The organism is Streptomyces sp. NBC_00554, from assembly GCF_041431135.1.
Lineage (GTDB): Bacteria > Actinomycetota > Actinomycetes > Streptomycetales > Streptomycetaceae > Streptomyces.
Map to the genome: position 1 here is coordinate 726,082 of NZ_CP107799.1, position 12,208 is coordinate 738,289.

13 protein-coding genes and 1 riboswitch are annotated in these 12,208 nt (G+C 70.8%); of the genes, 7 read left to right on the forward strand and 6 right to left on the reverse strand.

Translation table 11 applies throughout. The features are described from left to right. The first annotated feature begins 36 nt into the window (after nt 1-36). Nucleotides 37-1,791, forward strand: a complete 1,755-nt coding sequence (locus OG266_RS03390) for an ABC transporter ATP-binding protein (RefSeq protein ID WP_371542534.1) — start codon at nt 37-39, stop codon at nt 1,789-1,791. A gap of 46 nt (nt 1,792-1,837) precedes the next feature. Here the strand turns inward: OG266_RS03390 and OG266_RS03395 are convergent, their stop codons facing one another. Beyond that, entirely contained in the window at nt 1,838-3,298 is a 1,461-nt protein-coding gene (locus tag OG266_RS03395; RefSeq protein ID WP_371542536.1) for an aldehyde dehydrogenase family protein, read from the reverse strand. Nucleotides 3,299-3,503: 205 nt separating this feature from the next. Next, nucleotides 3,504-3,797, reverse strand: a complete 294-nt coding sequence (locus OG266_RS03400) for a hypothetical protein (RefSeq protein WP_266471707.1) — start codon at nt 3,795-3,797, stop codon at nt 3,504-3,506. A gap of 171 nt (nt 3,798-3,968) precedes the next feature. Here OG266_RS03400 and OG266_RS03405 point away from each other — a divergent pair, with 171 nt between their 5' ends. After that, nucleotides 3,969-4,334, forward strand: coding sequence for a nuclear transport factor 2 family protein (locus OG266_RS03405; RefSeq protein ID WP_266471709.1), 366 nt, complete (start codon nt 3,969-3,971; stop codon nt 4,332-4,334). A gap of 202 nt (nt 4,335-4,536) precedes the next feature. Here OG266_RS03405 and OG266_RS03410 read toward each other — a convergent pair whose 3' ends face one another. After that, nucleotides 4,537-5,931, reverse strand: coding sequence for a hypothetical protein (locus tag OG266_RS03410; protein ID WP_371542539.1), 1,395 nt, complete (start codon nt 5,929-5,931; stop codon nt 4,537-4,539). A gap of 51 nt (nt 5,932-5,982) precedes the next feature. Continuing rightward, nucleotides 5,983-6,069, forward strand: a riboswitch (ZMP/ZTP riboswitch). 23 nt (nt 6,070-6,092) lie between these two features. Here OG266_RS03410 and OG266_RS03415 point away from each other — a divergent pair. Further along, nucleotides 6,093-6,941 carry a bifunctional 5,10-methylenetetrahydrofolate dehydrogenase/5,10-methenyltetrahydrofolate cyclohydrolase gene (locus tag OG266_RS03415; protein WP_371542542.1) on the forward strand — a complete coding sequence of 283 codons (849 nt, stop codon included), beginning with the start codon at nt 6,093-6,095 and terminating at the stop codon, nt 6,939-6,941. Here OG266_RS03415 and OG266_RS03420 read toward each other — a convergent pair whose 3' ends face one another. Beyond that, nucleotides 6,942-7,793, reverse strand: a complete 852-nt coding sequence (locus OG266_RS03420; RefSeq protein WP_371542545.1) for a helix-turn-helix transcriptional regulator — start codon at nt 7,791-7,793, stop codon at nt 6,942-6,944. It abuts the gene before it with no gap. A 100-nt stretch (nt 7,794-7,893) separates the two neighbouring features. Between OG266_RS03420 and OG266_RS03425 the strand changes: the two genes are divergently transcribed. After that, entirely contained in the window at nt 7,894-8,022 is a 129-nt protein-coding gene (locus tag OG266_RS03425; protein ID WP_371542547.1) for a hypothetical protein, read from the forward strand. Next, nucleotides 8,019-9,029: a PHB depolymerase family esterase gene (locus tag OG266_RS03430; RefSeq protein ID WP_371542550.1), complete on the forward strand. Its 1,011-nt coding sequence runs from the start codon at nt 8,019-8,021 to the stop codon at nt 9,027-9,029. The genes OG266_RS03425 and OG266_RS03430 overlap by 4 nt, the downstream gene beginning before the upstream one ends. A 16-nt stretch (nt 9,030-9,045) precedes the next feature. Here OG266_RS03430 and OG266_RS03435 read toward each other — a convergent pair whose 3' ends face one another. Continuing rightward, nucleotides 9,046-9,972: a LysR family transcriptional regulator gene (locus OG266_RS03435; protein ID WP_266471727.1), complete on the reverse strand. Its 927-nt coding sequence runs from the start codon at nt 9,970-9,972 to the stop codon at nt 9,046-9,048. A gap of 107 nt (nt 9,973-10,079) precedes the next feature. On the opposite strand from OG266_RS03435, the gene OG266_RS03440 reads away from it, so the two are divergent. Then, entirely contained in the window at nt 10,080-10,775 is a 696-nt protein-coding gene (locus tag OG266_RS03440; protein ID WP_371542554.1) for a type 1 glutamine amidotransferase domain-containing protein, read from the forward strand. Between the two features lie 27 nt (nt 10,776-10,802). On the opposite strand, the gene OG266_RS03445 is transcribed toward OG266_RS03440, so the two are convergent. Further along, nucleotides 10,803-11,264 carry a GNAT family N-acetyltransferase gene (locus tag OG266_RS03445; RefSeq protein ID WP_371542557.1) on the reverse strand — a complete coding sequence of 154 codons (462 nt, stop codon included), beginning with the start codon at nt 11,262-11,264 and terminating at the stop codon, nt 10,803-10,805. Nucleotides 11,265-11,490: 226 nt separating this feature from the next. Between OG266_RS03445 and OG266_RS03450 the strand changes: the two genes are divergently transcribed. Further along, nucleotides 11,491-12,180 carry a DJ-1/PfpI family protein gene (locus tag OG266_RS03450; protein ID WP_266471735.1) on the forward strand — a complete coding sequence of 230 codons (690 nt, stop codon included), beginning with the start codon at nt 11,491-11,493 and terminating at the stop codon, nt 12,178-12,180. The last annotated feature ends 28 nt before the right edge of the window (nt 12,181-12,208 follow it).

Sequence of the window (12,208 nt, forward strand, 5' to 3'; positions counted from 1 at the left end):
CTGAATGCTCCGCACAGATCCCTCACAAGGAGCGCCGTGAGCATCACCGCAGCCAAACCCGAGGCACCCGCGTGGCGCCTGCTGATCGGGTACGTACGACCGCATCGATGGGCGTTGCTGGCGGGCGGATTGCTGGCGCTCACGACCGGGGCCACCGGCCTTGTGCTGCCGCTGGTGGCGCGGGGACTCATCGACGACCTGTCGCACGACCGGCCCATCGCGGGGGCCCTGTTCGGCATGGCGGCGCTGGTGGTGACCAACGCGGCGGTGGGCGCGACGGGTTCGTACGTGCTGCGGCGTACCGCCGAGTCGGTGGTGCTCGGGGCACGGCGCGCCCTGTCCTCGTATCTGCTGCGGCTGCGCATACCGGCCGTCGACCGCAGCGAGCCGGGCGATCTGATGGCGCGGATCACCTCCGACACGACACTGCTGCGCGAGGTCACGACCGATTCGCTGGTCGGCTTCGGGACCGGAGGCCTCACCCTCGTCGCGACGGTGGTGATGATGGGCCTGGTCGACCCCGTGCTCCTGGGTGTCACGCTGGCCGTGATCCTGTGTGCGGGCACCGTGCTCGGTGTGATCGTGCCGCGCATCAACCGGGCGAGCAAAAAGGCCCAGGACGCCGTCGGCGTGATGGGCGCCTCGCTGGAACGGATCCTCGGCGCGCTCCGCACGATCAAGGCGTCCGGTGCCGAGCACCGCGAGGAGCAGGTCATCCACGCGGCCGCCGAGGAGTCGTGGCGGCAGAGCGTGCACGCCGCCAAGTGGTCGGCGGCGGCGGGCAATACGGCCGGTCTTGCGATGCAGATCGCGTTCATCACGGTGCTCGCGGTGGGCGGCGCGCGCGTCGCGACCGGCGCCATCGACGTCGGCACGCTCGTCGCCTTCCTCCTCTACGTCTTCTATCTGATGTCGCCGATCCAGCAGGTCGTCGGCGCGATCACGCAGTACCAGACCGGCGCCGCCGCCCTCGCCCGCATCCAGGAGGCGCTGCAGCTCCCCGCCGAGCCCGCGGCCCTGCCCGCGCCGCTGCCGACCCCGGGTGCCGAGCCCGCCGCGCTCGCCTTCGACGACGTCCGCTTCCGGTACGGCGACGATCTGCCCTACGTCCACCACGGCGTGACGTTCGGCGTCCCGGCCCGCGGAATGACGGCGTTCGTCGGCCCCTCCGGCGCGGGCAAGACGACCGTCTTCTCACTCATCGAGCGGTTCTACGACCCCGAGGCGGGCGTCATCACCTTCGACGGCCGCCGGCTGGACGACTGGGATCTGCCGCAGCTCCGTTCCTCGATCGGCTACGTGGAGCAGGACGCCCCGGTCCTGTCCGGCTCCCTCCTCGACAACCTGCGGCTCGGCAACCCGGACGCCGACGACACCGAGGTCACACGCGTCCTGAAGACGACCCGCCTCGACGGCCTCGTCTCCCGGTTGCCGCGCGGTCTGGACACACTGGTCGGCCACCGCGGCACCAAGCTGTCGGGCGGTGAGCGGCAGCGGGTCGCCATCGCCCGCGCTCTGCTGCGCCGGCCCCGTCTGCTGCTCCTCGACGAGGCGACGTCGCAGCTCGATGCGGTGAACGAGGCCGCGCTGCGCGACACGGTCGCCGATGTCTCCCGTACGACGACGGTCCTCGTGGTCGCGCACCGGCTGTCCACCGTCACGATGGCCGACCGGATCGTCGTCATGGACGCGGGCCGCGTCCGCGCGGTGGGCACCCACCGCGAACTCGTGGCCGGCGACCCGCTCTACGCGGAGCTGGCGGCGACGCAGTTCCTCGCCACCGCCGGCTGAGCGGCCTGCCCCCGGACGGACCTCCCGGGGGCTTCCGCACGCCGGGTCAGAAGGGGTAGTGCGCCTGCTGCGTGGCGATGGTCACCCAGCGGGTGTTGGAGAACGCCTCCAGGCCCCAGCGACCGCCGAAGCGCCCGTAGCCGGAGGCCTTCACGCCACCGAAGGGCGCGTGCGGCTCGTCGGCGACGGACTGGTCGTTGATGTGCACGATGCCAGTGCGGATACGGCGGGCGACCGCCAGCCCGTGCGTGGCGTTCTCGGTGATGACACCGCAGGTCAGGCCGTTGTCGGTGTCGTTGGCCACGTCGACGGCGGTGGTGTCGTCGGCGAAGGTCTCGATCACGCAGACCGGGCCGAACGCCTCCGCGTAGTAGATGTCCGCGTCCTTCGGGACATCGGTGAGGACGGTCGCCGGGTGCACCGCGCCCTCCGGCTCCCCGCCACCGGTGAGCACCGTGGCGCCCTTGGCCACCGCGTCCTTGATGAGCGCGGCGACACGCTGCGCGGCGGAGGCGCTGACCAGCGGGCCGACCACCGTGTGCGGGTGGGCCGGGTCGCCGGCCTGGAGCTGGGCGACCTTCGCGGCGAACTTCTCCGTGAACTCCTCGGCGAGCGACTCGTGTACGAGGATGCGGTCGCCGGACATGCAGATCTGGCCGGAGTTCATGAACACGCTAAAGGTGACGGCGTCGACGGCGTAGTCCACGTCGGCGTCGTCGAGCACGACGACCGCGTTCTTGCCGCCCAACTCCAGTACGGCGGGCTTGAGATGCGCGGCGGCGTGCGTGCCGATGATCCGGCCGACTCCGGTGGAGCCGGTGAAGTTGACGGCGCGGACACGCGGGTCGGCGATGAGCACCTCGGCGATCTCGGCGGCATCCTCACGGGCGTTGGTGACCACGTTCAGCACACCGTCCGGCAGTCCGGCCTCGCGCAGCACGTCGGCGACGAGCAGCGCGCACGCGATCGGCGCGTCCTCGCTGGGCTTCACGACGACGGTGTTGCCCGCCGCGAGCGGCGCCGCGACGGCCCGTACGCCGAGGATGACGGGAGCGTTCCAGGGGGCGAAGGCGGCGACGACACCCAGCGGTTCGCGGATGGCGAGGCCCAGCGCGCCCGCCTCCTGGGCGCTGAGTACCTCACCGCGCGGCGCGGTGATCGCGGCGGCGGCCTCACGCAGGATGTTCGCGGCAAGCCCCACGTTGAAGTACGCCCACGGACGGGTGCCGCCCGCCTCATGCGCCATCAGCTCGGCCACCTCCTCACCCTTGGCGTCGAGGAGGTCGGCGGCCTTGAGGAAGATCGCGCGGCGGGCGAAGGGGGCGAGCGCGGCCCAGTCGGCGAAGGCCGCGTCGGCGGCGCCCACGGCGAGGGCCACGTCCTCGGGACCTGCCGCGGCGACGGTCGCGTACACCTCGCCGGTGTAGGGATTGATGTCCTCGGCGGTGCGGCCGGAGGCGGCGGGCACGTCCTTGCCGCCGATGAACAGTTCACGGGTGATGGCCATGGCGGGTTCCTTCGGTACGTAACGACGTCGGTACGCGGTGGTTCACGACAACAATAGGGAGTTCACGCCGCAAGTTGTTCGCCACGTGAAATTCCATTCACTAACCTACTAGGATGCTCCGACCGGACCACACGAAAGTCAAGGGCATACGCGTCTGCCCCCGGCACCGAAGTACCGGGGGCAGACGAACCTGTCGGACGCCGTACTACGGCTGAATGGCGGGGAGCACGCTGGTGACTGGCGCGACCAGGTCGGTCAGCTGGTGCATCTCGTTGAGGCCCTCGTTCAGGCCGTTGAGGCCTGCCAGCTGCTGCGAGACCTTCGGGAGTTGCGCCTGGTGCTCCGCGGGAATGTCGCTCACAGCGAGCCGGTCGAGCTCGGCGATCGGGTTCAGCGGCTTCGGCGCCTCGGAGACCGCGGCGCTCGCCATCGGCGCGGCAAGGCCCGTGACACCGACGGCGAGACCAACGGCGGCGACAATACGTCGTGTTGAGATCATGCTTTCAGCAACGGCTCCGGGGCCCGGGCGGACACGGCCCGCCCCCGCCGCTCACCCGAGAGGCTCACAGGTCCCGCTGCGCTTGCCGTGCGCCCCGCGTCGGAGGAGTCTCGAGGGAGAGGCCCTTCGCGGCCCGCTCCTCGGTGGGCCGCGGCCTTCAAGGAGGTCATCATGGGCAGCGCGCTAGGCCCCGCCTTCGACACCGAAGCGCTACGCCGGGGCATTGAAGGACACAGCGCGGCAGATCTGCTGTCGCTCTACGCCGACGACGCGGAAGTCCGCGTGGTCGACCACAACACCCAGCCCAGTCACCCGATGGTCAAACACGGTCGCGGCGAGATCGCCGACATGCTCAACGACGTCTACAGCCGGGACATGACGCACAAGCTGGAGCAGTGCGTCGTCGACGGCAACCACGTCGCTTTCACCGAGTCCTGCCAGTACCCGGACGGCGTGAAGGTACTGGCCAGCTCGATGATGTCGCTGCGCGACGGCAAGATCGTCGAACACACGCTGCTGCAGGCATGGGACGAGTAGGAAGGCACTGGCCGAAGGTCCGGATCAGTTCGCACCTGACCTGGACCTTCTCGGCGAGCGCGGGCATGGGCCGGTCACGGACGCACCGGAATCGCCTGCCCCGGCCACTGTCCGCGGCGGGGGTACGGGTGTCCGCCTCCGTGCTGCGCTCAGCGCTGCGGGGAACACGTGCGCCCTCTCGCCGAACCCGCCGGATCCGGCCTCACTGAACCCCAGGGACCGACTCGTCCAGCAGTCGGTGCATGACCTCCACCGGAAGCGCGGGATTGCCGGCGGCGGGCTGGGCCGTGTCTTGCTGGGTGAGCAGTTCCTCGATACGGGCGAGCGGAAGACGGGGGTCACCGGCGGCCGTGTATCTGACGCCGGTGGACGCGTCGTGGCTGAGGCGCTCGATCAACTCCGGTGAGGCGTCCGGGTCGTACACGGCCAGCATGCGTACGGACGGATTCTTGTCCTCGGCGTACCGGACGAGACCCTTCCTGGGGAACTGCGGCCGGGCCAGCATGTCGGCACGGGTGTAACCGGCCCACTCCAAGACCATGGCCAGGAGCGCATCCGGCGGAGCGGCGGGCTGGTACTCGCAGGTCAGGAGCCGGACCGCGAAGTCCTCGTCGTGCGCCAGAGGCTCGACGAGGTCGGCCGGCAGGTGTCGGTTGGCGGCGGCGGACCGGCGCAGCAGGACATGGCTGGAGGTCGCGCACCGACGCAGGACGTCGATGTCATCGGCGCCGAGGTTCCAGACCCAGCGGACCGGGCCGGTCCGGTCCTTCGGGTCGACTCGGTAGTCGACGGCGGCTCGCTCGTCCTCGGTGAGGTCGGGTCTGACCGATATCGCCAGACGGACGTGGTGTTCGGGGTCCGAGGCGAGGCGCGCGACCAGGTCCGGCGGCAGTGACGGGTTCGAGGCGACGGCGTGCCGCTCCTCCGAGTCCTCACTCGCCACGAGCCGCTCGGCCGTGGCGCGGGTCAGCCGGCCTTTCATGAGCACGTCTTCGCGCGGCCATTTGTCGAGAGTGTCCAGCAGTTCGTCGGTCAGGGCTGCGTCGTCGACGCAGGCACGCAGCGCGGCGGCGCGGCGGACTTCGGTGTCGGGATCCGCGAGGAGCGTTTCGCGGGTGGCCGGGGTCAGTCCGTCCCACACCCCGCAGACCGCGGCGCGTACGGCGGCGTCCGCGTGGTCGGCGTACCCGGCCAGGATCCGCGGCGGGATGCTCCGGGAACGCACCGCCCAGTAGCGCACGTCCTTGTCCGGATCGGACAGGAGTCGCTCGTAGGCGGCGTCGGGCAGTGGCGCGACGTCCGTCCGGAACGGTTCCGGTCCGGAGGCAAGCGCCATCCGGACTTTCGGCTCGGGGTCGTCGACCAGCCGGGCGCGGTCGGCCGGGTCCGCGTTCCAGCTCTCGGCGATGCTGCCGCGTACCCGGAAGTCGGAGTGGTTGATCATCGCGTCGACGAGCTCGGCGGGCGGATCGGGCCGGAGGCACAGCCAGAACCAGGCCGACGAGGCCTCCGGGCTCAAGAGGCGCAGCAGCACACCGTTCGGCGCGGCAGGATTCCGCGCCAGTCCCTTGAGGATGTCGTGCCGTACGTCCGTCACTGGTGCCCTCTCCCCCTGCCGCCCGGCCGATCATCGTACGAGCTAGGCTGGTCGGTGGGCCGTGACTGGCGCTGAGGTGGAGTACCACCGGGGAGCGGTCTGACGAACGGGTCTTTGCCGCGCGCCTGGGCGATTGTGTCGATAACGCTCAGGAGCAGCTCATGTCCCAGGCCCAGCTCATGGACGGCGCCGGTCTCGCGCGCCGCATCGTCGAGGAGACCGCGAAGCGTGCGGCCGGCCTCAAGGACCGCACCGGTGCGTCGCCGTGCCTGGCGACGGTGCTGGTCGGCGAGGACCCCGCCTCGGTCACCTACGTCCGGATGAAGCAGAACCGCAGCCGCAAGGCCGGTATCGAGTCGCGGCACGTCACCCTGCCCGCCGAAACCACCACGGCCGAACTGGTCGGCGCGCTCGACGAGCTGTCCGCCGACCCCACCGTGCACGGCATCCTGCTCCAGCACCCTGTCGGTCCGCACATCGACGAGCGGGCCGCGTTCGAGGCCATCGCGCCGGAGAAGGACGTCGACGGGGTGACGCTGAGCTCGTACTCGGCGATGAGTTTCGGGCTCCCCGGCTTCGTGTCCTGCACACCGGGGGGCATCATGCGGCTCCTCGACGAGTACGACGTCGACCCGGCCGGCAAGCGTGCCGTCGTCGTGGGCCGCAGCGCGATCCTCGGCAAGCCGGTCGGCATGCTGCTGCTCGGCCGCGACGCGACGGTGACGTACTGCCACTCCCGTACGACGGATCTGTCCTCGGTTGTACGGGAGGCGGACATCGTGGTGGCCGCCGTGGGGCGGCCCCGGCTGATCCGCGGCGAGGACATCAAGCCAGGAGCCGTCGTCATCGACGCGGGCTACAACGCCGGGAACGTCGGCGACGTCGACTTCGACACCGCCGCCGCCCGGGCCGGTCTGATCACACCCGTGCCGGGTGGCGTCGGCCCGATGACGATCGCGGTCCTGCTGGAGCAGACGGTGACCGGAGCCGAACGGCAACTCGGCGTCTGATCAGGTGGCGATGTCCATGCGCTGGGTGCCGATGACTTTGAGCAGTTGCAGCGTCCGGTAGGCGCGGGAGTCGGGTTCAGCGGTGAAGATGATCAGCTGGTGGTCCTGGCCCGGCACGGTCAGGACGTCGAAGTCCAGGTCGATCGGCCCGACTTGGGGGTGCTGGATCTCCTGGTGGTTGTGGTGTTCGATGCGCAGCTCGTGGGAGTTCCACAGCCGGGCGAAGTCCTCGCTGCCGGCGAGCAGTTCGTCGACGAGGCCGCGGAGTTCGGCGTTGTCCGGGTAGCGGGCGGTGGCGACGCGCAGATAGCTGACGGCGGCGGTCACGAACCGGTGGGGCCGGGTCATGCCGTAGCCGCGGTGCTCGGGGTCGGGGTGCAGGAAGTAGCGGCGGATGACGTTGCGGTCCGAGCCGGTCAGGGCGGAGAAGTCCTCGAAGAGGGCTGCCGCCAGGGGGTTCCAGGCCAGCACCCGGCAGGTGTTGTCGAGCACGAGGGCTCCGGCGTCGGTGAGGCGATCCAGCAGCTTCAGCGTGCCGGGGTCCACGACCTGCGAGGGCCCCTGGGCAGGCTCGGGTGCCGCCTCTCCGGCGAGGCGGAAGAGGTGGGTGCGCTCCTGGTCGGACAGGCGCAGCGCGCGGGCGATGCCGGTCAGGACGGCGTGCGAGGGATGGCGTCCTCGGGCCTGTTCCAGGCGGCTGTAGTGGTCCACGGAAATGTGCGCGAGCTGGGCGACCTCCTCGCGGCGCAGCCCCGGAGTGCGACGCCTGGGCCCGTGCGGCAGACCGACGTCCTCCGGGCGTACGCGTTCCCGCTTGCCGCGCAGGAACTCCGCGAGAGCGTGCTTGTCCATGGTCACCACGGTACGGCGGGGCACGTCGGCCAGCCACGGACTCCTGGTCCCTGGATACCCCCGAGCCACCACCGCAAGGTGAAGGCACAGGCAGAACGACGTGGAACGAAGTGAGGGCAAGGCGATGCGGGTATTCATGACGGGCGCGGCCGACCATGCAGGCGGCGTGGTGGCAGAGCAGACGGTGACCGTCCGTTCCTGCGCGATGGACCAGGGGGCACGCCGGTGAGCGCGTCGGTGACGGCACTGGCCGTGATCGGCGTGGTGGCGCTGGTGTGCGCCGCCGCGTACGGGTACTTCCTGCACAGCCCCAAGCCCGCTGAGCCGCAGCTGAGCGCCCCGGTGACGGTGGCCACGATCACCGTGGACGACCGGTCGCGTGCGTACCGGGCCTTCGTTCCCGCCGATCTGCCGCCCGGCGCGCCGCTGCTGTTCGTACTGCACGGCTCGCAGCAGGACGGGAAGACCATTCGTACGGCCACCGGATACGGCTTCGACAAGCTGGCCGAGCGGCACGGGTTCGCGGTGGTGTATCCGGACGGCTACAAGCGCGGCTGGAACGACGGCCGCACCGCCGCGGTCACCCCCGCCCGCAAGGAGGACGTCGACGACGAAGGGCTGATCGGCGCGCTCGTCGAGCGGTTCCGGGAGCGTCACGGCATCGACCCCGCCCGGGTGTTCGTCACCGGCTTCTCCAACGGCGGGCAGATGGCCTTCCGTCTCGCCGCCCGGACGCCGGAGAGGATCGCCGCCATCGCGGTGATCGGGGCGGGCCTGCCCACTCCGGACCAGTGGACCGTCACGGAGCCGAAGCGTCCGCTGCCGGTGCTGCTCGTCGCCGGTACGCGCGACCCGATCATGCCGTACGAGGGCGGCGAGGCAAGCATCTTCGGCTTCCAGAAGCGCGGCACGGTCCTGTCCGCCGAGGCCACCGCCCGTGCCTTCGCCGAGGTCAACGGCATCACCGAGCCTCCGACCAGCTGGCCGCCCGCAACGTTGCCTCTGGACGGGTCCGGCGCGGACGGTCCGTTGGTCACCGAGACCCGCTACTCCCAGCCCGGCAAGGCTCCCGTCGTGGCGTTCGCGGTCTCCGGCGGCGGCCACACGATCCCCAATCCCGACTACCGCTTCCCCCGGCTCATGGGCAGGACCGATCACACGCTCAATGCCCCGGCCGCCATCTGGGACTTCTTCAGCGAGGTCATGCGGGCGGACGCTCATCGGCGCCCGCGGTAAGCGCCTCGGCTCCGGCCTACCAGGACCGGGCGGCGTCGAGGAGTGCGTCCCGGACCCGCACGGCGTCGTGGCCGAGCACGGATCCGGTGCGCTGGGCGAGGAAGCCCGTGTTGATGGGCGGGTCCTCGGGCTCGACGAGAGCGACGAGGGCGCCGGTCCGCAGCTCGTCGGCGCACAGGTAGCTGGGAAGTACGGTGAATCCCGCTCCCGCGGCGACGGCGGACAGGACGCCGCGCAGGTCGGCCATCACCAAGGCGGGCCGCAGGGTCAGCCGGGTGCGGAAGACGTGGCGCCAGTAGCGGCGTGCGATCGGCATGTCCTCGGCGTACGTGACCAGGGGGACGGCGTGCAGAGGGTGGGGGTCGTCGCTGGTGAGCGGGCCGATGCGGGCGGCCCAGGACGGCGCGCTCACCAGGACGAACTCCTCGTCCATCAGTGGTGTCGCCAGAACCGAGCGCCCGCGCGGACGCACGGCGGACAGGACCAGGTCGAAGCGCCCGGCGCGCAGACCGTCGAGCAGGTCGTCGGCCAGCCCGGGGGTGACGCGTAGTTGCAGCCCCTGCGCCACCAGCGGCGCGAGGGCCGGCAGCGCACGGACGGACAGCAGTTCGGCGGGCCCTCCCAGGTGTACCGGCTCGGTGACGCCCGACGTGTCGCGGTCGGCCACCGTGGCGAGCTGGTCCATGGGGGCCGCGATCCGGGCGGCCAGGTCGTCGGCCACGGCGGTGGGGGCGACTCCACGGGGCAGCCGCTCGAAGAGCTGGCGGTCGAGCTGCCGCTCCAGGGAGCGGATCTGGCTGGTGACGGTGGGCTGGGCGAGCTTCAGACGGCGGGCCGCCTCGGTGAGGGAACCGGCCCGGTACACGGCGAGGAACGTGCGCAACTGGGTCAGATCCAACGCCTTGTCGCCGGTCCGCATTCCATCGGTATTCCTATCGGGCATAGGGAGGAGCCTATTGGTTTTACGATGGCACGGCGATCTACCGTCGGGACCGTCAACCGGCGTGCGCGGTCTGCCGCCGCCGGATCAGCACCGAAGGAGTACGCACTGTGGGCAAGATCCTCTTCGTCATGACGAAGGCCGACCATCTCACGCTGAACGACGGCACCCTGCATCCCACGGGTTTCTGGGCCGAGGAGTTCGCGGCCCCCTATCGCGCCATCACCGAGGCCGGGCACGAGGTGGTCGTCGCCACCCCGGGCGGCGCAGCGACCACGGTCGATCCGGCGAGCCTCGCACCGGAGTTCAACGGCGGAGCGGAGGGCGCCGAGGCCGTCGCCGCGTTGCTGGACCAGGCAGCCGTACTGCGCCGGCCGATCGCTCTGGCCGATGTCGACCCCGCCGACTACCTGGCGGTCTTCTACCCCGGCGGTCACGGCCCGATGGAGGACCTGTCGACGGACGCCGACTCCGCCCGGCTGATCACCGCCACCCTGGACGCCGGCCGGCCCCTGGCGCTGGTCTGTCACGGCGTGGCCGCCCTGCTCGCGACCGAGCAGCCGGACGGCACCTCGCCGCTCGGCGGCTACCGCGTCACCGGGTTCACCAACGCCGAGGAAGCCCAGTCCGGACTCGGCGACAAGGTCAAGTGGCGGTTGCAGGACCGCCTCGTCGCGCTCGGCGTGGAGTACACCGAGGGCGAGCCGTGGGCCTCGTACGTGGTCTCCGACCGGAACCTGATCACGGGCCAGAACCCGGGCTCCTCCGCCGAGTTGGCAACCGCCCTCCTCAAGACACTCGCCTGAGCCGGCCACCGGTCGAACAGGGCTGGTTCAGCGCTGGATGGTGATGGCCATCTGCGGCAGCACCCTCCCGGCGATGGAACCCGAGGGGACGTCTCCTATGCGCACCGCGCCCATCCCACGGTAGAAGGGCTCGGCGTTCGGGTCCGCGTCGATCGTGAGCCGGGTGAACCCCAGGTCTCGTCCGGCAGCGATGGTGTGCCCGAACAGCAGTCGGCCGATCCCCCGGCCGATGGACTGCGGCTCGACGAACATCATCCCCAGAACGCCTATGGGTGGCTTCCCCTCAAGAGTCGTGAAGCCCAGGATGCGGCCGTCTTCGTCGGCCACCGTGGCTCGCCGGTGTGCGACTTCACTTGCGCCGACGGTGAGTTCGTCCCGGCACGCGTCCAGGAAGTCCGCGTCATAGCCCCAATGCGCCTTGGATCGCAGTGCCAAGTCGCTGAGGATCTCGGCTTCCGCCGCCCGCGCAGGCCTGATCAGCACGCTCATCCACGCCCCCGGTCAGATGTAGGTCTCTCGATCTTCGCACCCTGCAGGCGGGCGGGAGAAGTATGCGATGGCCTGCGGTTCTCCCGGCTATGACCGCCCTCCGAGCAATGGCGATATCCCGTTGGAAGCTGTCATCAATGCCACTGGGAGACGGTTCGGTGGCCGGTTTAGCGTCGAGATGTCCGGCGCAGAGCCCGGCTTCCGTACAGCGTCCGAAGGAATTCGCATGCACGCCCAGATCGTCTTGTTCGACGGCTTCGATCCGCTCGATGTCATCGCCCCCTATGAGGTGTTGTACGCGGGCGGTACCGCGTCCGGCGGCGCGGTGAGCGTGGAACTGGTTTCCGCCGAGGGGGCGCGCGAGGTGGTCAGCGGTACCGGTGGCCTCGCGTTGCGGGCCACCGGCGCCCTCGACCCCGGGCGGGCGGGCCTGATCCTGGTTCCTGGCGCCTCGGGCCGGGTCGGAGAGCCCGGTGAGGTCCCTGACCAGGACGCGGGGGCCGGGGAGTGGCGGCAGGACGAGTTCATCCCCGTGCTGCTCGGCCGCACGCTGGCCACCGAACTGCCCGCGCTGATGAAGGAGGCGATGGGGAATCCGGAGGTGACGACCGCCGCGGTGTGCGGGGGTTCGCTCGTCCTGGCGATGGCCGGCCTGCTGGAGGACCGCCACGCCACCACCCATCACCTGGGCCTGGACATGCTCGACGCCACCGGCGTGCACGTGGTCCGCGCCCGCGTCGTCGACGACGGCGACCTCGTCACGGGCGCCGGTGTCACCTCCGGACTCGACCTGGCCCTGTATCTGCTGGAGCGCGAGGTGGGCCCCCGGATCGCCCACGCGGTCGAGGAGTTGTTCGCCCACGAGCGCCGCGGCACGGTCTGGCGCCACCAGGGCCCTGCGCCCGTCGGCCTCTGACCAGCCACAGGCTCACGCGTACGTCCAT

What these genes read in the sequence shown, in the direction of transcription:
- OG266_RS03420 (WP_371542545.1), bottom strand. Translation starts at nt 7,793, where the DNA reads ATGGACAAGCACGCTCTCGCGGAGTTCCTGCGCGGCAAGCGGGAACGC.
- OG266_RS03445 (WP_371542557.1), bottom strand. Translation starts at nt 11,264, where the DNA reads ATGAGCGTGCTGATCAGGCCTGCGCGGGCGGCGGAAGCCGAGATCCTC.
- OG266_RS03415 (WP_371542542.1), top strand. Translation starts at nt 6,093, where the DNA reads ATGTCCCAGGCCCAGCTCATGGACGGCGCCGGTCTCGCGCGCCGCATC.
- OG266_RS03395 (WP_371542536.1), bottom strand. Translation starts at nt 3,298, where the DNA reads ATGGCCATCACCCGTGAACTGTTCATCGGCGGCAAGGACGTGCCCGCC.
- OG266_RS03450 (WP_266471735.1), top strand. Translation starts at nt 11,491, where the DNA reads ATGCACGCCCAGATCGTCTTGTTCGACGGCTTCGATCCGCTCGATGTC.
- OG266_RS03405 (WP_266471709.1), top strand. Translation starts at nt 3,969, where the DNA reads ATGGGCAGCGCGCTAGGCCCCGCCTTCGACACCGAAGCGCTACGCCGG.
- OG266_RS03400 (WP_266471707.1), bottom strand. Translation starts at nt 3,797, where the DNA reads ATGATCTCAACACGACGTATTGTCGCCGCCGTTGGTCTCGCCGTCGGT.
- OG266_RS03435 (WP_266471727.1), bottom strand. Translation starts at nt 9,972, where the DNA reads ATGCCCGATAGGAATACCGATGGAATGCGGACCGGCGACAAGGCGTTG.